Origin of the sequence: Cupriavidus malaysiensis (genome assembly GCF_001854325.1) — a bacterium.
GTDB lineage: Bacteria > Pseudomonadota > Gammaproteobacteria > Burkholderiales > Burkholderiaceae > Cupriavidus > Cupriavidus malaysiensis.
In genome coordinates this window covers 1,525,147-1,543,582 of record NZ_CP017755.1, presented here as the reverse complement: position 1 = coordinate 1,543,582, position 18,436 = coordinate 1,525,147, and the positions used below count along the sequence as shown (strand labels likewise).

General features: G+C 70.7%; 11 protein-coding genes and 1 pseudogene. 6 read left to right on the top strand and 6 right to left on the bottom strand.

The window, feature by feature from the left end; translation table 11 throughout:
- The first annotated feature begins 161 nt into the window (after positions 1-161).
- The gene (gene phaZ, locus BKK80_RS26410; protein WP_071071930.1) at positions 162-1,385 is read left to right on the top strand and encodes a polyhydroxyalkanoate depolymerase; all 1,224 of its coding nucleotides are present in this window, start codon (positions 162-164) and stop codon (positions 1,383-1,385) included.
- 51 nt (positions 1,386-1,436) lie between these two features.
- On the opposite strand, the gene uvrA is transcribed toward phaZ, so the two are convergent.
- Entirely contained in the window at positions 1,437-7,325 is a 5,889-nt protein-coding gene (gene uvrA, locus BKK80_RS26405) for an excinuclease ABC subunit UvrA (protein ID WP_071071928.1), read from the bottom strand.
- Positions 7,326-7,525: 200 nt separating this feature from the next.
- On the opposite strand from uvrA, the gene BKK80_RS26400 reads away from it, so the two are divergent.
- Both BKK80_RS26400 and BKK80_RS26395 read left to right on the top strand, forming a co-directional pair.
- On the top strand, positions 7,526-7,807 hold the full coding sequence (locus BKK80_RS26400; RefSeq protein WP_071020534.1) for a hypothetical protein: 282 nt from the start codon (positions 7,526-7,528) through the stop codon (positions 7,805-7,807).
- Positions 7,808-7,928: 121 nt separating this feature from the next.
- Positions 7,929-8,963, top strand: a pseudogene (locus BKK80_RS26395) (AI-2E family transporter); the annotation flags it as partial.
- Between the two features lie 291 nt (positions 8,964-9,254).
- Here the strand turns inward: BKK80_RS26395 and BKK80_RS26390 are convergent.
- The gene (locus BKK80_RS26390; RefSeq protein WP_236903970.1) at positions 9,255-10,325 is read right to left on the bottom strand and encodes a glycosyltransferase; all 1,071 of its coding nucleotides are present in this window, start codon (positions 10,323-10,325) and stop codon (positions 9,255-9,257) included.
- A gap of 295 nt (positions 10,326-10,620) precedes the next feature.
- On the opposite strand from BKK80_RS26390, the gene BKK80_RS35880 reads away from it, so the two are divergent.
- Complete coding sequence (locus tag BKK80_RS35880) at positions 10,621-12,138, top strand: phage tail protein (RefSeq protein WP_084545769.1); 1,518 nt, start codon at positions 10,621-10,623, stop codon at positions 12,136-12,138.
- Between the two features lie 16 nt (positions 12,139-12,154).
- On the opposite strand, the gene BKK80_RS26380 is transcribed toward BKK80_RS35880, so the two are convergent.
- On the bottom strand, positions 12,155-13,672 hold the full coding sequence (locus BKK80_RS26380; protein ID WP_071071924.1) for a class I adenylate-forming enzyme family protein: 1,518 nt from the start codon (positions 13,670-13,672) through the stop codon (positions 12,155-12,157).
- Between the two features lie 128 nt (positions 13,673-13,800).
- Entirely contained in the window at positions 13,801-15,450 is a 1,650-nt protein-coding gene (locus tag BKK80_RS26375) for an acyl-CoA dehydrogenase family protein (protein WP_071039881.1), read from the bottom strand.
- Between the two features lie 115 nt (positions 15,451-15,565).
- On the opposite strand from BKK80_RS26375, the gene BKK80_RS26370 reads away from it, so the two are divergent.
- A complete protein-coding gene (locus BKK80_RS26370) occupies positions 15,566-16,213 on the top strand; it encodes a TetR/AcrR family transcriptional regulator (RefSeq protein WP_231908138.1) in 648 nt (215 codons plus the stop codon).
- Positions 16,214-16,270: 57 nt separating this feature from the next.
- Here BKK80_RS26370 and BKK80_RS26365 read toward each other — a convergent pair whose 3' ends face one another.
- On the bottom strand, positions 16,271-16,741 hold the full coding sequence (locus BKK80_RS26365) for an Lrp/AsnC family transcriptional regulator (protein WP_071020544.1): 471 nt from the start codon (positions 16,739-16,741) through the stop codon (positions 16,271-16,273).
- 302 nt (positions 16,742-17,043) lie between these two features.
- Here BKK80_RS26365 and BKK80_RS26360 point away from each other — a divergent pair, with 302 nt between their 5' ends.
- A complete protein-coding gene (locus tag BKK80_RS26360; protein WP_232346478.1) occupies positions 17,044-17,874 on the top strand; it encodes a DMT family transporter in 831 nt (276 codons plus the stop codon).
- Between the two features lie 33 nt (positions 17,875-17,907).
- Here the strand turns inward: BKK80_RS26360 and BKK80_RS26355 are convergent, their stop codons facing one another.
- A complete protein-coding gene (locus tag BKK80_RS26355) occupies positions 17,908-18,378 on the bottom strand; it encodes an Lrp/AsnC family transcriptional regulator (RefSeq protein ID WP_071020547.1) in 471 nt (156 codons plus the stop codon).
- Positions 18,379-18,436 lie beyond the last annotated feature (58 nt).

Here is an 18,436-nt window from a genome sequence, read left to right as displayed (position 1 = left end):
GGCAGGCGTGGATGGCCGGCGGATTCCATGTAGCAAACTCCGGACAATGGAGAATGGAGGCGGCCACGCGAAGCTTGCCGCGCGGGCACCTGCACGTATAGTGAAAGGAAACGGGCCGCATCCGCTGGCGCCTGCCTCCCGCCCACTGTCCGGAACTCCCCATGCTGTACCAGCTCCTCGAATACCAGCGTTCGCTGCTGACGCCCGTCTCCGACTGGGCCTCCGAGCTGACGCGCGCCTTCGCCGACCCGGACAGCCCGCTGGCGCGCATGCCTGGCGCGCCCTGCGTGGCGGCCGGCTGCGACATGCTGGCGCGCCTGGGGCGCGAGTATGGCAAGCCGGACTTCGCCATTGCTTCGGTGCCTGACGGCGCACGCGAACTGCCCATCCAGGAACAGGTGATCACCGAGCGGCCCTTCTGCCGCCTGCTGCGCTTCGCGCCGCCACCGGCGGCGGTCGCGGCGACGCGCCCGGCCGTGCTGCTGTGCGCGCCGCTGGCCGGCCATCACGCGGTGCTGCTGCGCGAGGTGGTCTCGACCCTGCTGCCGCTGTGCGACGTCTACGTGAGCGACTGGATCGATGCGCGCGAGGTGCCGCTTTCGGCCGGGAGTTTCCATCTCGACGACTACGTGGCCTACCTGCAGGATTTCCTGCGCGCCATCGAGGCGCCGTCCCGCCATCTGCTGGCGGTCTGCCAGGCCACGGTGCCGGCGCTGGCCGCGGTTTCGCTGCTGGCCAGCGCCGGCGAGCCTCTGCCGGCCAGCCTGACCCTGGTGGGCGGCCCGATCGACGCGCGCGAGAATCCGACCGCGGTGGACCGGCTGGCGCTGCGCCAGCCGCTCTCCTGGTTCGCGCGCCACCTGATCCACACCGTGCCACCCCGCTACGCAGGCGCGGGGCGCCGGGTCTATCCCAGCTTCCTGCAGCACGCCGGCCTCGTCGCCGCGCACCCGTCCAGGCTGATGGGATCGCACTGGGACTACTACATGGACCTGATGCAGGGCGACCGCGCCGCGGCCGCCCTGCACCTGCGCACCTGCGACGAGTACAACGCGGTGATCGACATGGCCGCGGAGTTCTACCTCGACACGATCCGCATCGTCTTCCAGGAATTCCGCCTGGCGCGCGGCGACTGGAGCGTCGGCGGCCGGCCGGTGCGGCCCCAGGACATCCGCGGCATCGAGCTGCTGACCGTCGAGGGCGAGCTCGACGACATCGCCGGCCCCGGCCAGACACGGGCCGCGGCCGACCTGTGCAGCGGCCTCGCGGCCCGGCACAAGCACCACCTGATGGTGGCCGGCAGCGGACATTACGAACTCTTCACCGGCCCGCGCTGGCGCGACGAGGTCTTCCCGGCGGTGGCCGCGCTGCTTACCGCCGCTTGACGCGCCGGCCGGCGCTGGCTGACGTGCCTGCCGACACGCCGGCCGCCGCGCCTACGCTTCGCGCGCCTCCCGTGCCGCCGCCGGCGCCTGGCGCGCCAGCACCGGCACCAGCGCCGCGCCGGTGTGGCTGGCCTGCAGCCGCGCCAGCGCCTCCGGCGCGGCCGCGCCGACGATGGTGCCGCCCGCCGCGCCGCCCTCCGGTCCCAGGTCCAGGATCCAGTCGGCCTCGGCGATCACGTCGAGGTCGTGCTCGATCACCACCACGCTGTGGCCGCCGTCGGCAAGACGGTGCAGCACGCGGATCAGGCGCGCCACGTCCGCCATATGCAGGCCGACGGTGGGCTCGTCCAGCACGTACAGCGTGTGCGGCGCCTTCTGCCCGCGGCGCGTGATGTCGTCGCGCACCTTGGACAGCTCGGTCACCAGCTTGATGCGCTGCGCCTCGCCGCCGGACAGCGTCGGCGACGGCTGGCCCAGCGTCAGGTAGCCCAGGCCCACGTCCTTCATCAGCTGCAGCGGGTGGGCGATGCTGGTCATGGCCGCGAAGAACTCGACGGCTTCGTCGATCTCCATGGTCAGCACATCGCCGATGTTCTTGCCGCGCCAGGTGACGGCCAGGGTCTCGGCATTGAAGCGCTGCCCGTGGCAGACATCGCATGGCACCTTGACGTCCGGCAGGAAGCTCATGCCGATGGTGCGCACGCCCTGGCCTTCGCAGGCCGGGCAGCGGCCATCGCCGGTGTTGAAGGAGAAACGCGAGGCGCTGTAGCCGCGCGCGCGTGCTTCCAGGGTGTCGGCGAACAGCTTGCGGATGGTGTCCCACACCCCGATGTAGGTGGCCGGACAGGAGCGCGGCGTCTTGCCGATCGGCGTCTGGTCGACTTCCAGCACGCGGTCGATCTGTTCCCAGCCGGTGATCTGCTCGCAGCCCCGCCACTCGGGCCGCGCCTCGACCTTGGCGCGCGCCTTGGCCTTGCCGGCCTCGGCGGCCTCTTTCTGCGCGGCGGCGCGCGCGCGGCGCGTGGCCGGCGACGACAGCACCGAGCGCCCCACCGCGTCGAGCAGGTTGGCCATCAGCACATCGCGCGCCAGCGTGGACTTGCCCGAGCCCGACACACCGGTGATCGCCACCAGCCGGCCGAGCGGCAGCGCGGCCGTGACCTTGCGCAGGTTGTGCAGCGAGGCGCCGTGCACGGTCAGCCACTGCGCCGGCTCGGCCTGCTCGTCCGGTCCGCCGGCGCGGCCCGGGCGCACCGGCCGGCGTGGCTGCAGCGGATGCACCATGGGATTGGCGAGGAAGCGGCCGGTGGTCGAGGCGGCGCTGGCCTCCAGTTCGGCCACGCCACCCTGGGCCACCAGGCTGCCGCCGCGCTTGCCCGCCCCCGGTCCGATATCGATGATGTGATCGGCGCGGCGGATGGTGTCTTCGTCGTGCTCGACCACCACCAGCGTGTTGCCCTTGTCGCCGAGCTTGCGCAGGGCGTCGAGCAGGATCCGGTTGTCGCGCGGATGCAGGCCGATGGTCGGCTCGTCCAGCACGTAGCACACGCCCTGCAGGTTGCTGCCGAGCTGGGCCGCCAGCCGGATGCGCTGGGCTTCCCCGCCGGACAGGCTGGGCGCGGCGCGGTCCAGGCTCAGGTAGCCCAGCCCCACCTCCTCCAGGAACTCCAGCCGGCTGCGGATCTCGCTGACCACGTCCCGCGCGATCTCGGCGTCGCGCCCCGACAGCGACAGGCCGGCGATCCAGGCGCGCGTGTCGGACACGGTCCACTGCGCCACGTCGACGATGGCGCAGGCATCGAAAGTGACCGCGCGCGCCGCCGGGTTCAGCCGCGTGCCGCCGCAATCGGCGCACGGCGTCTCACCCACGCCTTCGGGCTCCTGCTCTTCCGAGGGCAGGGTCTGCTCGCGCCCGCGACCGTCCTCGGCCAGCACGGTGTCGTCGTAGGCGGCCCGCTGCTCGCGCGTCAGCTGCAGGCCGGTGCCGACGCAGCTCGTGCACCAGCCGTGCTTGCTGTTGTAGGAAAACATGCGCGGGTCGAGCTCGGCATAGCTGGTGCCGCACACCGGGCAGGCGCGCTTGGTGGAGAAGACCTTGGTCTCGCCCACGCGCGCCGTGCCGCCCTGGCGCATGGCGTGGTCCAGCCCGTCCAGCGGCGCCAGCAGGTGCATCACGCCCTTGCCGATCTCCAGCGCCTGCGCCAACAGTTCGCGCAGGCGCCCTTCGTCGTCGGGCGACACCACCAGGTCGCCCACCGGCAGTTCGATGGTGTGCTCGCGGAAGCGGTCCAGGCGCGGCCAGGGATCGACCGGCAGGAATTCACCGTCGACGCGCAGGTGCGTGTTGCCACGCGCCTTGGCCCACTTGGCCAGGTCGGTATAGACGCCCTTGCGGTTCACCACCAGCGGCGCCAGCAGGCCGACATGCTGGCCGCGATAATCGCGCAGCAGCTGCGCGGCGATCGATTCCATGCTCTGCGAGGTCACCGGCGTGCCGTCGTGGATGCAATGCTGGATGCCCAGCTTGACGTAGAGCAGGCGCAGGAAGTGCCAGACCTCGGAGGTGGTGGCCACCGTGCTCTTGCGGCCGCCGCGCGACAGGCGCTGCTCGATCGCCACGGTCGGCGGGATGCCGTACACCGCGTCCACCTCGGGCCGGCCGGCCGGCTGCACGATGGAGCGCGCATAGGCATTGAGCGATTCCAGGTAGCGCCGCTGGCCCTCGTGGAACAGGATGTCGAAGGCCAGCGTGGACTTGCCCGAGCCCGACACGCCGGTGACCACGTTGAACTTGCCGTGCGGGATGTCGACGTCGAGCGCTTTCAGGTTGTGCTCGCGCGCGTTGACGATGCGCACCGACTGCGGCGGCAGGCGCCGTGCCCGAGCCGCCTGCAGCGCGGTCTGCAGTGGCAGTCCCTCGCCTTCTCCCTCCGCTGCCGGCGCGGCCGCCTCGCTCGCCGCGGCGGCCATGGCCGCCATCGCTTCCTCGTACTGCGCCAGGGCCCGGCCGGTATGCGATGCGGCGCAGCGCTTGACCGTTTCCGGCGTGCCTTCGCACAGCACGCGCCCGCCCGCGTCGCCGCCCTCGGGGCCGAGATCGACCAGCCAGTCGGCGGCGCGGATCACGTCCAGGTTGTGTTCGATCACGATCAGCGAATGGCCGCCGTCGAGCAGCTTGCCGAAGGCCCGCATCAGCTTGGCGATATCGTCGAAGTGCAGGCCGGTGGTGGGCTCGTCGAACATGAAGAGCTTGCCTTCCTCGGGCAAGGGCCTGACCCGCCCGCTGGTGGCCTGCGCGGTCTCGGCGAGGAAGCCGGCCAGCTTGAGGCGCTGCGCCTCGCCGCCCGACAGCGTCGGCACCGGCTGGCCCAGCTTGACGTACTCCAGCCCAACGTCCTCGATCGGCTGCAGCACGCGCAGCACGCCGGCATCGCGCGCGAACAGCGCGGCCGCCTCGCTGACGGTCAGGTCCAGCACGTCGGCCACGCTCAGCAGGCGCGGCCGCCCGTCGGCGCCGCTGCGCTCGATCTTGACCTCCAGCACCTCGGCGCGGTAGCGCGTGCCGTCGCAGTCCGGGCAGCGCAGGTAGACGTCGGACAGGAACTGCATCTCGACGTGCTCGAAGCCCGAGCCGCCGCAGGTGGGGCAGCGCCCGTCGCCCGAGTTGAAGCTGAAGGTGCCGGCGGTGTAGCCGCGCTGCAGCGCCACCGGCGCCTTGGCGAACAGCTTGCGGATCTCGTCGAAGGCGCCGACGTAGCTGGCCGGGTTCGAGCGCGCGGTCTTGCCGATCGGCGACTGGTCGACGAAGACCACGTCGCTGACCTGGCCGGCGCCGGACAGCGCGCGGTAGGCGCCGGGCGCTTCGGTGGCCTTGCCGAAGTGGCGTGCCATGGCCGGGTAGAGCACGTCCTGCAGCAGCGTCGACTTGCCCGAGCCCGACACCCCGGTCACGCATACCAGGCGGTGCAGCGGGATCGATACCGTGACGTCCTGCAGATTGTGTTCGCTGGCACCCTCCAGCACGATGCGCGGCGTGTCGTCCGCCACCGGCCGGCGCTGCCAGTGGGTGGCGTCGGCCACGCGGCGGCGTCCGCCGAGGTAGTCGCCGGTCAGCGTGGCGACGCCGCGGATCTGCCCCGGCGTGCCGTCGAAGACGATGGTGCCGCCGCGCTCGCCCGGTCCCGGGCCCATGTCGATCAGGCGGTCGGCGGCCAGCATCACCGACGGATCGTGCTCGACCACCACCAAGGTGTTGCCGGCATCGCGCAGGCGGTGCATGGCCTCGACGATGCGGTTCAGGTCGCGCGGGTGCAGGCCGATGCTGGGTTCGTCGAGCACGAACAGCGTATTGACCAGCGAGGTGCCCAGCGCCGTGGTCAGGTTGATGCGCTGCACCTCGCCGCCCGACAGCGTGCGGCTCTGGCGGTCCAGCGTCAGGTAGCCCAGGCCGACGTCGCACAGGTACTTCAGGCGCGTGCGCACCTCGGCCAGCAGCAGCTTGAGGGCATCGTCCAGCAGCGCGCTGGGCAGGGTCAGGGTGTCGAAGAAGCGGCGGATGCGCTCGATCGGCAGCAGCATCAGGTCGTGCACGGTCAGGCCCGGCAGCGCTTCGAGCTGCTCGCGCTGCCAGTGCGTGCCGCGCGGCAGGAAACGCTGCGCCGGTGCCAGCACGGCATCGGCGTTGTCACGGCTACCCAGGCGCCACAGCAGGGGCTCGGTCTTCAGGCGCGCGCCGCCGCAGGTCTCGCAGGGCGTATAGCTGCGGTACTTCGACAGCAGCACGCGGATGTGCATCTTGTAGGCCTTCGACTCCAGGTAGTCGAAGAAGCGCATCACGCCGTACCACTGCTTGTTCCACTGGCCGTCCCACTCCGGCGAGCCGTGCACCACCCAGTGCCGCTCGGCCTCGCTGAGCTGCTCCCAGGGAATGTCGCGCGGGATGCCGGCGCGCGCCGCGTAGCGCATCAGGTCGTCCTGGCATTCTTTCCAGGCCGGCGTCTGCATCGGCTTGATGGCGCCGTCGCGCAGGCTCTTGCGGCCGTCGGGGATCACCAGGCCGAGGTCCACGCCGATCACGCGGCCGAATCCGCGGCAGGTGTCGCAGGCGCCGTAGGCCGAATTGAAGGAAAACAAGGCCGGCTGGGGCTCGGCATAGCGCAGGTCGCTGTCCGGGCAATGCAGCCCGGTGGAGAAGCGCCACAACTGCGCCTCGCCCTCCTCGGCCAGCACGTGGACGTCGACGCGTCCGCCGCCGCGCTTGAGCGAGGCTTCCAGCGCCTCGATCACGCGGGCCTTGTCCGCTCCCGGCAGGCGGAAGCGGTCCGCCACCACGTCCAGGATCTTGCGCCGCCCGGTCGGCGAGTCCGCCTCGCGCTGCGCCTGCACGCGCGTATAGCCGCTCACCGACAGCCACTGCTGCACCTCTTCCTCGGTGGTGCTGCTGGGCAGCTCGACCGGGAAGGTCACCACCAGGCGCGCACCCGCGTGCGCGGTGCCAGGCGCGGTGCGCGCCAGCAGCTCGGCATAGATGGTCTCGGGGGTGTCGTGCCGCACCGGCTGGGCGGTGTCACGGTCGAACAGCTCGGCCGCGCGCGCGTACAGCAGCTTCAGGTGGTCGTTCAGCTCGGTCATGGTGCCGACCGTCGAACGCGAGCTGCGCACCGGATTGGTCTGGTCGATGGCGATCGCGGGCGGCACGCCGTCGACGCGATCCACCTGCGGACGGTCCATGCGGTCGAGGAACTGGCGCGCGTAGGCGCTGAAGGTTTCGACGTAGCGGCGCTGGCCTTCGGCGTACAGGGTGTCGAAGACCAGGCTGGACTTGCCCGAACCGGACGGCCCGGTCACCACGGTCAACTCACCGGTGTGCAGGTCGAGGTCGACTTCCTTGAGATTGTGCTGGCGCGCGCCGCGGATGCTGATCAGATTTTCCCTGGACAATTTGTTCTTCCAAATCAAGGCATTACACGCAATCCAGCGCCGGGCCGAGGCGCGGAAAGCCACAGTATCACACCAAAGCAGGAGGACGTTCGGCCGGGAACTCGGAAAGACGCTGGGCATTCCCTGATCTATTCCCGACCCAGCGGGTCAGAATTATACTGTATATCCGTACAGTATCGTTACACGCCTTGCCAAGTCCCATGCCTGCCTTTCTTGCCACTTCCATCCTGCTGGAAGCCGACTTCCTGCCCGGCGACCGCGAAACCGTCCGCCTGCCCTGCACCACCGTGGTGGTCCACGACGGCGCCATCAGCGTGCGCGGCGTCGAGACCTGGCGCATCGACGCGCTGCGCTGGCAGCCGGACAGCCTGTCCTTCGAAAGCGGCGGCGAATGCCACCGCTACCGGGTCGGCCGCCCGTCGCTGGGCGGCGCGCTCACCGCTCGCTTTCCGCTGCGCGCGGCGCTCGGCGCACCCGGCTGACTCCGCGGGCGGAGGCCGCCGGCACACACGCGCCGTCACGCGGACTTGGTAAGCTTGGAGCTTCGGCAGCCCGCGCCACCCGGCGGCGCGGGGACTGCGCCCCCGACAAGGTGACTTCGACATGCGTGACAGGGATCGGTCCGGCCTGCAGCAGATCTCCTTCTACCTCGTGCTGGCCGCGGTCTCCGTGGCCTTCTGCTTCGTGCTCTGGCCCTATGCGGGCGCGGTGTTCTGGGGCGCCGTGCTCGCCATCATCTTCACGCCCGCCAACAACTGGCTGGCGCGCGCGCTGGGCGGCCGCCGCAACCTCGCCGCGCTGCTCACGCTGACCATCTGCCTGCTGATCGTGGTGCTGCCCCTGGTCTTCCTCGCCGGGGCGCTGCTGCAGGAGGGCAATACGGTGTTCCAGCAGATCCGCTCCGGCCAGATCGACTTCGGCAACTACTTCCAGCGCGCCATCTACGCGCTGCCGCCCTCGCTCGGCAAGCTGCTGGAGCGGCTGGACCTGGCCGACATCAGCGGCCTGCAGCAGAAGCTGACCGCCGGCGCCGCCCAGGCCAGCCAGTTCGTCGCCACGCGCGCGCTCAGCATCGGCCAGAACACCTTCCAGTTCATGATCGGTTTCGGCGTGATGATGTACCTGCTGTTCTTCCTGCTGCGCGACGGCCCCGACATCTCGCGCCGCATCATCCACGCCATCCCGCTCGAGGCCGGCCACAAGGAGCACCTGCTGCGCAAGTTCACCACGGTGGCGCGCGCCACCGTCAAGGGCAATCTCGCCGTGGCCGCCGTGCAGGGGGCTCTGGGCGGGCTGATCTTCTGGATCCTCGGCATCCAGGGCGCGCTGCTGTGGGCCGTGCTGATGGCCTTCCTGTCGCTGCTGCCGGCGGTCGGCGCCAGCCTGATCTGGGGACCGGTTGCGATCTACTTCCTGCTCACCGGCGAGACCGCCAAGGGCATCGTGCTGATCGCCTTCGGCGCCGTGGTGATCGGCACCGTCGACAACCTGCTGCGGCCGATCCTGGTCGGCAAGGACACGCGCATGCCCGATTGGGTGGTGCTGATCTCGACGCTGGGCGGGATGTCGCTGTTCGGCCTGAACGGCTTCGTCATCGGCCCGCTGATCGCCGCGCTGTTCATCGCCGCCTGGGACCTGTCCACCTCCACCCGCGAAGAGATCGCGCGACGCGAGGCAAGCGCCGGGGCCGCCGGGGCCGTGGATGCGCCGACGCCCGCGCCCGCGGACGCGGTGGGTGACCGGGGTGACCGGGGTGACCGGGGTGACCGGGGTGACCGGGGTGACCGGGGTGACCGGGGTGACCGGGGCGACCGGGGCGACCGGGGCGACCGGGGCGACCGGGGCGACCGGAGCGACCCTGGCGGCAACAGCCGCGCGGCGACGGCCGCCACCGCCGGGCGGCGGCCCGACCAGGCCTGAGGCACCAGGTTAGATGCCGTAGAAGACGCGGTTGCCCTCGATGCGGGCGCGCTCGGCCTCGGGATAGGCCGCGCCGGCCAGCAACCGGCGCAGGGCCTCGCGGCCCTGCTCCAGCGCGCCGACGTAATAGGCGCTGACCACCAGTTCGTCGAGCGCGCGCCAGGTGTAGACGGCATCGTCCAGGAACAGCGTGTCAGCAGGACGCGCCAGCGCCGCGGCCTGCTGCGCGTACAGGTGCGCCAGCGCGAATTCGCCGCGCAGGCGGTGGTAGCGCGCCAGCTCGCACAGCGGCTCGGCGCGCACCGGCCGCGCCTGGTAGGCGGCCAGGTAGGCCTCGCGCACCTCGGCGGCGGGCGCTTCCAGCCGCTCGGTCAGCACCGCCACCTGGAAGCGCGAGAACCAGCACTCCTCCTCCCAGCCGCCCAGCGCGATGCGCTCGCGGTAGGCCTGCAGGCTCTGCTGCAGCAGGCCGGCGTCGCGGTAGCTCTGCGCCAGGTAGAAGCGGTAGCGCGTATGGCCCGGTTCAGCGCGCAGGGCGCGCTCCAGCACCTCGATGTCGCGCAGGTAGGTCTGGCTGTCGCGCGCCCGCGCACCGTCGCGCGAGACCACGATGGCGGCGCCGGCCAGGTTCTGCCAGCGGTGCGGCGCATCCTGCGTCAGGTATTCGTGCAGCACCCCTTCCCAGCGCCACGGCTGGCGCGCCGAGACCAGGGCGTTGCGCTGGTACTGCCAGCCGTTCAGCTCGCAGCGGAACTGGTAGCCGTCGCCGTCCAGCGCTGGCCAGCGGAAACCCGCGTCCATGCGCAGGGTCTCGTCCGCATCGATGAACAGCAGGTAGTCCGCCTGCGGCCGCGCCAGCGCCATTGCCTCGTTGCGGTTATGGGCGAAATCGCGCCACGGACGCTCATGCAGTTCCCCGGGCACGCCGCGCATGAAGTCCCGGATGATGTCCTGCGTGCTATCCGTCGAACCGGTGTCGACAATGACCCAGCGATCGATCCACGGCCTGACCGAGGCCAGGCAGCGGGTGATCACCGGCGCCTCGTTCTTGACGATCATGTTCAGGCAGATACCGCTCACCTTGCCGTCCTTTCCTTTCTCCGCGCACCGGCCGGCCAGACGCCCGGCCGCCGTGTATCGCTAATGTCTAGTGATTTTGTCGAATCTGACAACATTATCAGATTGAACAATATAATCCGCTCGGTCATTTCCGAATGGTAGCGGATGGCCTGCGTCGCTGGCCCTTTGTTGGCAAACGATGTCGCGCCCGATGCACACGCACCATATCCACTCGGATAGACCAAGAAGACGCAAACAGGTCCGGAGCGCATGCGACCGGATCATTTCACAACGACAAATTGTTTTGGGGAAAATCATGCGGAAATCCAGTTGGGCATTGTGCCTGTCGCTCGCGACAAGCACGCTCCTGAGCGCGTGCGGCGGCGGCGACGACGCCGCGCCGGTCAGCAGCAATGGCGCGGCGCCGCAAGTTGCCAGCATCAACGGCATCGCGGCCATCGGTTCGCCCATCGCGAGCGCCCAGGTACTGCTCAAGTGCGTGCAGGGTCAAGCCTCGGCAACGACGGGCTCCGACGGCAGCTGGAAGGTCAGTTCGGCCGGCCTCGTCCTGCCTTGCGTCGGGCGCGTGGTCGCGCCGGACGGCAGCGTGCTGCACACCTTCATCGCCAGTGCCGGCAACACCAACATCACGCCGCTCACCGAACTGGTGGTGGCCGCGGCTGCCGGCACTTCGGACACCGAGTCGGTGTATAGCGGCCTGTCGGCCAATTCCGCCTCGCAGATCAGCGGCCGCCTCGACAGCGCGATCCTGCTGACCCAGCAGCGCCTGTCCAACCTGGGCGTGGACGTGCGCGGGCTCAACCTGCTCAACCAGGCGTTCCAGCCCAAGAACGGCGACAGCTACGACGACAAGCTCGAAGCGCTGCGCGCCCAGTTGACGGCGGCCAACGCGACGCTGGCGGCGATCAAGCAGGATGTCGCCAATGGCAACGTGGGCGCCACGGGGGCCACCGGCGCGACGGGGGCTGCGGGGGCTACAGGCGCCACTGGGGCGACCGGCGCCGTGGGAGCGACCGGGGCCACGGGTGCAGCGGGTGCTACCGGCGCCACCGGCGCGGCGGGTGCCACGGGAGCGACCGGCCCCACTGGCGCAACGGGAGCGACCGGGGCGACCGGGGCGACCGGGGCCTTGGGCTACACGGGTACGACGGGCGCAACCGGCGCAACCGGCGCAACCGGCGCAACCGGCGCAACCGGCGCGATCGGGGCGACCGGCGCGACCGGCCCCGCTGGCGCCGTCGGACCCGTCGGACCCGTCGGACCCGTCGGACCCGTCGGACCCGTCGGCGCCACGGGCGCAACCGGATCCACTGGCGCGACGGGTGCGACCGGGGCTACCGGTGTAACGGGTGCCACGGGGACGGCGGGGGCCACCGGAGCCACCGGCCCGGCGGGCGCCACCGGAGCCACCGGCGCTGCGGGTGCGACGGGTGTGACAGGAGCCATGGGTGTGACGGGAGCCACCGGCGCGACGGGGCCGCAGGGCAGCGCCGGCGTCACGGGCGCGACCGGAGCGACCGGAGCGACCGGTGCGACCGGCCCAAGCAGCTGCATACTCGGCACGGTGTGGATGGTCGCGACCAACCTCGGCAATCCAAGCCTGACGAGCAACAGCTGGTACTTGCCCGCCGATGGCAGGGCCTTGTTCCAGGGGCAATACCCCGGTCTCTACAATGTGATCGGCACGACCTACGGTGGCAACGGCGCGCTCTTCAACCTGCCCGACCTGAGCGGTTACAACATACCGCTCACCGGCACGGGCTCGGTCATCTACGTGATCTGCGTCAACGGCTCGATGCCCCCATCCCCGTAAGAGTGCGCCCCCGCCGCTACACCGCCCGCCCCCGCAGCACGTGCTTCATCAGCTTGCCGGTAGGCGTGCGCGGCAGCGTGTCGTACAGCTCGACGCGGCGGGGAATCTTGTAGCGCGCCAGGCGTGGCGCCAGGAAGGTGCGCAGCGCCTCGACGTCGGCCGCGCCGGGTGCCGCGCCCGGCTTGAGCACCACGCAGGCGGTCACGGTCTCGCCCCATTCGGGGTGGGGCCGTCCGATCACCGCCACGTCCTGCACCAGCGGATGCGTGCTCAGCACGTCCTCGACTTCCTTCGAATAGACGTTTTCCCCGCCCGTGATGACCATGTCCTTGGCACGGTCGACGATGGTCAAGTAACCGTCCTCGTCCACCTGCGCGAGATCGCCGCTGGCATACCAGCCATCGCTGTCGAAGGCGTTCGCGGAGGCTTCGGGATCATCGAGGTAGCCTTGCATCATCGCGTCCGAGCGCAGCCGGATCTCGCCCACTTCGCCGGGCCCGGCCGGGCTGCCGTCGTCCTTGATCACGCGCATTTGCACGCCCGGCATGCTGGCGCGCCCGATCGAGCCCGCGCGCGCGATGGCCTCGTCGGCATAGAGCGCGGTGCCGAGCGGCCCGGTCTCGGTCATGCCGTAGACCTGCACGAAGTGCGGCGAGCGGTAGGCATCCGCCAGCCGGCGCGCCATCCCGGCGCCCAGCGGGCCGCCGCCGCAGGTCCACAGCCGCATCGAGCCGAGGTCGTAGGCGGCGAAGTCCGGGACCGCATGCAGCGGCGCCAGCAGCGCCACCGGCGCGCAGAAGGTGCAGGTGGTGCGTTCCTGCTGGATCGTGCGCAGGAAGGCGGCCGGCTCGTACTCGCGCAGCAGCACCACGGTGCCGCCCATCAGCAGCGTCGACAGGGTCCAGTTGTTGAGCGGCGAGGCATGCCAGATCGGCATCGCCACCAGCATGCGCTCCTCGCGCGTGATCGACATGCCGGCGGCGGTGCCCAGCGCGGCGGCGAACACGCTGGCATGGGTGTGCAGGCAGCCCTTGGGCTTGCCGGTGGTGCCCGAGGTATAGAGGATCTCGGCGAGATCGCCGACATCCGGCTCGATGCCGGCGTGCTCCGGCGCCGCGGCCACCAGCGCATCGAAGTCGTCGCTGCCGGCGGCGGCGGTGGCCGTGGTCAGGCATTGCAGCGGCGCCGACACGCCCGCCAGCACGGCGGCGAAGCGCCCGTCGTGGATGCAGTGCCGGGCGCCGCTATGCGCGAGGATGTAGTCCACTTCCGCCGCCTGCAGCTTGTGGTTGACCGGCACCACCGCCGCGCCCAGGCGCAGCGCGCCGAACATGGCCACGAGGAAGCCGGGCGTGTTGGTGCACATCAGCGCCACGCGGCTGCCGCGCGTGACGCCGCGCCCCTGCAGCACGGTGGCGGCACGCCGCGTCATGGCGTTGAAGTCCTGGTAGCTGAGGGTTGCGCCTTCGTAGCGGAGCGCCGGCCGGTGCGGCTGGTTGCGCACCGTGGCCTCGAGCATTGCGACAAGGTTCAAGCTGTGTCTCCCATCTGTCGTGGACGTAGTCGTAGTCGTAGTCGTGATCGCGCACGGCGCGGCCGCCGCGCGCTGCGGGCCGGGCGGCAGGTCCGGGGGTGCCCGCCGCCGGGACCGATGGATCGGGCTCAGGCCGCCCAGGCCATCTCCAGCAGCCGTGCTTCGTCGGCGCCGCGACCCAGCCCGGCGCTGATGCCCGCCACCGCGCCCCAATCGGCATCGAAGCGGCTGGCCACGAAGGCCTCGGCCGCCAGCGGATCGGCATGGCGCAGCATCAGGCAGGCCTGCGCGGTCAGCGCCAGGCGGGTGGTGAAGCGGCGCGCTTCGGCTTCCTGGACCTCGGGCGGCAGCGCCAGCGCGTCCTGCAGCTTGCGCAGGCTGGCCGCGACGCGGGCGTCGCCGCCGCCGAGCGCCTGCAGGCGGGCCAGCACCGCGGCGAAGTCGCCCGGCTTGCGGCTGATGGCGCGCAGCACGTCCAGGCACATCACATTGCCCGAGCCCTCCCAGATCGAATTGACCGGAGCGTCGCGGAACAGCCGCCCCATCGGGCCGTCCTCGACATAGCCGTTGCCGCCGAACACTTCCATCGCTTCGCCGGTCAGTTCGACCGCGCGCTTGCACACCCAGAACTTGGCCACCGGGGTCAGCACGCGACGCCAGCCGACCACGGCCTCGTCGTCTTCGCCGAAGGCGCTGGCCAGGTCCATCGACAGCAGCATGGCGGCCTCGCTCTCCAGGGCCAGGTCGGCCAGCAGGCGGCGCATCAGCGGCTGCTCCACCAGCATCTTGCCGAAGGCGCGGCGGTGGCGCGCGTAGTGCAGGGCCTGCGCCAGCGCCTGGCGCAGGAAACCGGCGCTCGACAGGGCGCAGTTCAGGCGGCTGTAGGTGGCCATCTCCAGGATGGTGGGAATGCCGCGCCCCTCCTCGCCGACCAGGATGCCCCAGGCTTCCTTGAATTCCACCTCGCTGCTGGAGTTGGAACGGTTGCCCACCTTGTCCTTCAGGCGCTGGATCTCGACCGCGTTCTTGCTGCCGTCGGGCCGCCAGCGCGGCACGTAGAAGCAGGACGAGCCCGCCTCGGTATTGGCCAGCACCAGGTGGGCGTCGCACATCGGCGCCGAGAAGAACCATTTGTGCCCGGTCAGCAGGTACTCGGCGCCGCGCCCCTCGCCGCGCAGGCTGACGGCGCGCGTGGTGTTGGCGCGCACGTCGCTGCCGCCCTGCTTTTCGGTCATGCCCATGCCGACCGTGATCGAGGTCTTCTGCTCGGCCGGCAGGTCGCGCGCATCGTGGTCGCGCGCCAGCAGCCTGGCCCCGATGCGCTCGTACAGCGCGGGCTCCTTCTGCAGCACGGGGATGCAGGCCTGGGTCATATTGGTCGGGCACAGCGAACCCGACTCGATCTGGCTGTGCATGTACTGCGCGGCGCCGTAGGCGGCCCAGGCCGACGGCCGGCTGTCGGCGAACGGCAGGTTGGCCAGGCCGCTGCGCCGCGCGATCTGCATCACCTCATGCCAGGCCGGGTGGAAACGCACCTGGTCGATTCGCTCGCCCAGGCGCGAGTGCGTGTGCAGCTCCGGCGTGTAGCGGTTGGCAGCCTCGGCCCGGCGCAGCATCGCCTCCGAGCCCAGCTCGGCGCCCTGGCGGCTGAGTTCGGCCGCATGCCAGCCGGCGCCGCCGCGCTCGACGGCACGCTGCAGCGGCAGGTCCGTGGCGTAGAGGTTGTAGTCCTTCAGCTCCGGCACCTGGTTGCTGACGTCGTGGGTCTTCCATGTCATGGCGGGTCTCCTTGGCCGGCGGCGCCCGGCCGCTCCGGCCCGGCCCGCCCTTGGTATAGTCGAGCGGTCATTCTAGGAAGGAATGCGCCCCCGACTGTTCGGCTTCCGGAGAACCATGCCGCTGCCCGCCAAAGCCCCGTCCCGCACGCGCCGCAAACCCATCCAGGCCCGCTCCTGGCAGACCTCGCTGGCCATCCAGGAAGCCTTTGTTCGGCTTTTGGTGCAGACGGGCGACTACGACGGCATCACGATCCGCGCCATCATCGACCTCGCCGGCGTGGGCCTGGGCACCTTCTACGAGTACTTCGCCAACAAGGAAGAACTGGTGCGGGTCTGCCTGCACCTGCGCACCAAGGCCATCCTGCAGGCCATGGGACAGGCGCTCGACGACTGCGCGGGGCGCCGCCTGCGCGACGTCACCGAGCGCCTCATCGACGTCAACATCGACCACCACCGCCCCACCCCCGAACGCTGGGGTCCGCTCTACCTGCTGGAGCGCCACTATTCGGGCCAGGCCGCCTACCAGAAGACCTACGACCGCTTCATCGACGCCTGGCGGCGCGCCTTCCTGCTGGCGCGCGACTGGCCGGCCGGAGTCGATGCCCAGGAGGCCGCGGCCACCGCCCAGACCCTGGTCTACGGACTGATCGCGCGCGCCTGCATCAGCGCGGGCGCGCGCGTCGACCACGAGCGGCTGCGGCGGCAGGTGCGGCTGGCGCTGCACGGCTACCTGCGCGAGTGCCGGCGCACCGCGCCCGCCTGAATCGCCCTTGAGCGCCCCGGGCCGCCCGAGCCGCCCGGGCCGCCCGGGCCGGCGTGCTCAGCCCAGCGGCAGCGCCGTGCTGTACAGCACCTGCTTGAGCGCGAAGCTGGAGCGGATGCTGGACACGCCGGGGATGCGCGTGATCTGGTCGATGATGAGGCGCTCCAGCGCCTCCACGTCGGGCACCACCACCCGCAGCAGGTAGTCGGCATCGCCCGACATCAGGTAGCACTCCATCACCTGGGGCAGGCCGGCGATGCGCCGCTCGAAGCTGTCGAGGGTTTCGCGGCGCTGCTTGTCCAGCGACACCTGGATGAAGACCACCACCTTGAGGCCCAGCTTGCGCGCATCGAGCAGGGTCACCTTGCGCGAGATCACGCCCTGCTTCTCCAGCTGCCGCACGCGCGCCAGGCAGGGCGAAGGCGACAGGTTGACGCGGCTGGCCAGCTCCACATTGGTCAAGCTGCCGTCGCGCTGCAGTTCGCTGAGAATCCGGATATCGGTGGCATCGAGATCGACGTCCAGCACATCATGCTCCTGAAAATGGCATGGGCAGCATTCTATGCTGAACCGATAGGCTGGGGCAGCGAAATACGGGAAATGCTGCGGCGCAATGCGCCCTAGACTCATCCCATCCGCGGCAAGTGGCCGCGGCAGCCTCTTTCCCTTGCGCCATGCCAGCCTCCCCAGCCAGCCCCACCCTTCCCGCCGCCCACGCCACGCCGGCCACGCCCTCCGGCCAGGACGGCGGCCGCGCCGCCCGCGGCGGCATCCGCGCTTTCCTGCCGCTGGCCGGCGCGGTGGTCATCTGGGGCGGCAACTGGCCGGTGATGAAGCTGGGCCTGACCCACGTCAGCCCGCTGTGGTTCGCCGCCGCGCGCTTCGGTTCCGCCGCGCTCATCAGCTTCGCCGTGCTGGCCCTGCTGGGCCGCCTGCGCCTGCCCACGCGGCGCGAATGGCCGCTGGTGCTGGGCGTCGGCCTGCTGCAGATGGCGGCGTTCACCGCCCTGGCGCTGTGGGCGCTGCAGTACGTGCCGCCCGGGCGCGCCTCGGTGATCGCCTACGCCACCTCGATCTGGGTGATCCCGCTGTCCTCCCTGGTCCTGCGCGAGAAGCTGTCGCGCGCCCAGTGGCTGGCCACCGCCTTCAGCTACGGCGGCATCATTCTCATCGTGGCGCCGGCGCTGGCCCACTGGCAGGCCCACCTGGCACTCGGCCTGCTGATGCTGATGGGCGCCTCGCTGGCCTGGTCGGTCAACATCATCCAGCTGCGCGCCCACCGCGAGGTGCGCCTGGGCGCGGACATGATTCCCTGGGAATGCGCGGTGGCGACGCTGCCGCTGCTGGCGCTGGCGCTGCTGCGCGACGGCCTGCCGAGCACGGCAGCGCTCGGCGCGGTCTGGCCGGTGGTGCTCTATACGGGGCCGCTGGCCACCGCACTGACCTTCATCGTGGTGCTCAACATCACGCAGACGCTGCCGCCCGCGGCCACCTCGATCGCCATGCTGTGCGTGCCGCTGCTGGGCCTGCTGCTGTCGGCGCTGGCCTTCCACGAGCGCATCTCGCCGGACCTGTCCGCCGGCCTGGCGCTGATCGCGCTGGGCGTCGCCACCTCGGCGCTGGGGCCGCGCCTGCGGCGCCACGCGGCGGCGCGCGGCTGAGCGCCCCTGCAGGGCCCTGGCGGCCGGCGCCGCTCAGGGCTCGACCGAGGTCTGCCGCTTCAGGCAGCGCAGCACGAAGGTCGAGTGGCTGTGGCGCAGTCCGGGCAGCTTGTACAGCTTGTGCCGCAGGAACTCCTCGTAGCCCTCGGTGCCGGCCACCGCCACCTTGATCAGGTAGTCGTACTCGCCGGTCAACAGATAGGCCTCCAGCACCTCGGGCAGCTCCGCCAGCGCCTCGCCGAAGCGGTGCAGCATGTCGTCGTCATGCCGGTCCAGCGTGACTTCGATCAGCACGGTGTCGGGCAGGCCCAGCGCCTTCTGGTTCAGCATCGCCGCATAGCCCTCGATGACGCCGTTCTCCTCCAGCGCACGCACGCGGTTCCAGCAGGGTGTTGCCGACAGCCCGACCTGCTCGGCGAGCTTGGCATTGGAAAGCCGGCCGTCGCGACGCAGCGCGCGCAGGATGCGGCGATCGGTCTCGTCCAGGCGGGGTATCGTGGCCATCACCTTATCTCTTGAGAATCATTGACTGCCAATCCTATCATCGGCAGTCGATTATTCT

What these genes read in the sequence shown, in the direction of transcription:
- phaZ (WP_071071930.1), top strand. Translation starts at nt 162, where the DNA reads ATGCTGTACCAGCTCCTCGAATACCAGCGTTCGCTGCTGACGCCCGTC.
- BKK80_RS26400 (WP_071020534.1), top strand. Translation starts at nt 7,526, where the DNA reads ATGCCTGCCTTTCTTGCCACTTCCATCCTGCTGGAAGCCGACTTCCTG.
- BKK80_RS35880 (WP_084545769.1), top strand. Translation starts at nt 10,621, where the DNA reads ATGCGGAAATCCAGTTGGGCATTGTGCCTGTCGCTCGCGACAAGCACG.
- BKK80_RS26375 (WP_071039881.1), bottom strand. Translation starts at nt 15,450, where the DNA reads ATGACATGGAAGACCCACGACGTCAGCAACCAGGTGCCGGAGCTGAAG.
- BKK80_RS26370 (WP_231908138.1), top strand. Translation starts at nt 15,566, where the DNA reads ATGCCGCTGCCCGCCAAAGCCCCGTCCCGCACGCGCCGCAAACCCATC.
- BKK80_RS26360 (WP_232346478.1), top strand. Translation starts at nt 17,044, where the DNA reads ATGAAGCTGGGCCTGACCCACGTCAGCCCGCTGTGGTTCGCCGCCGCG.
- BKK80_RS26355 (WP_071020547.1), bottom strand. Translation starts at nt 18,378, where the DNA reads ATGGCCACGATACCCCGCCTGGACGAGACCGATCGCCGCATCCTGCGC.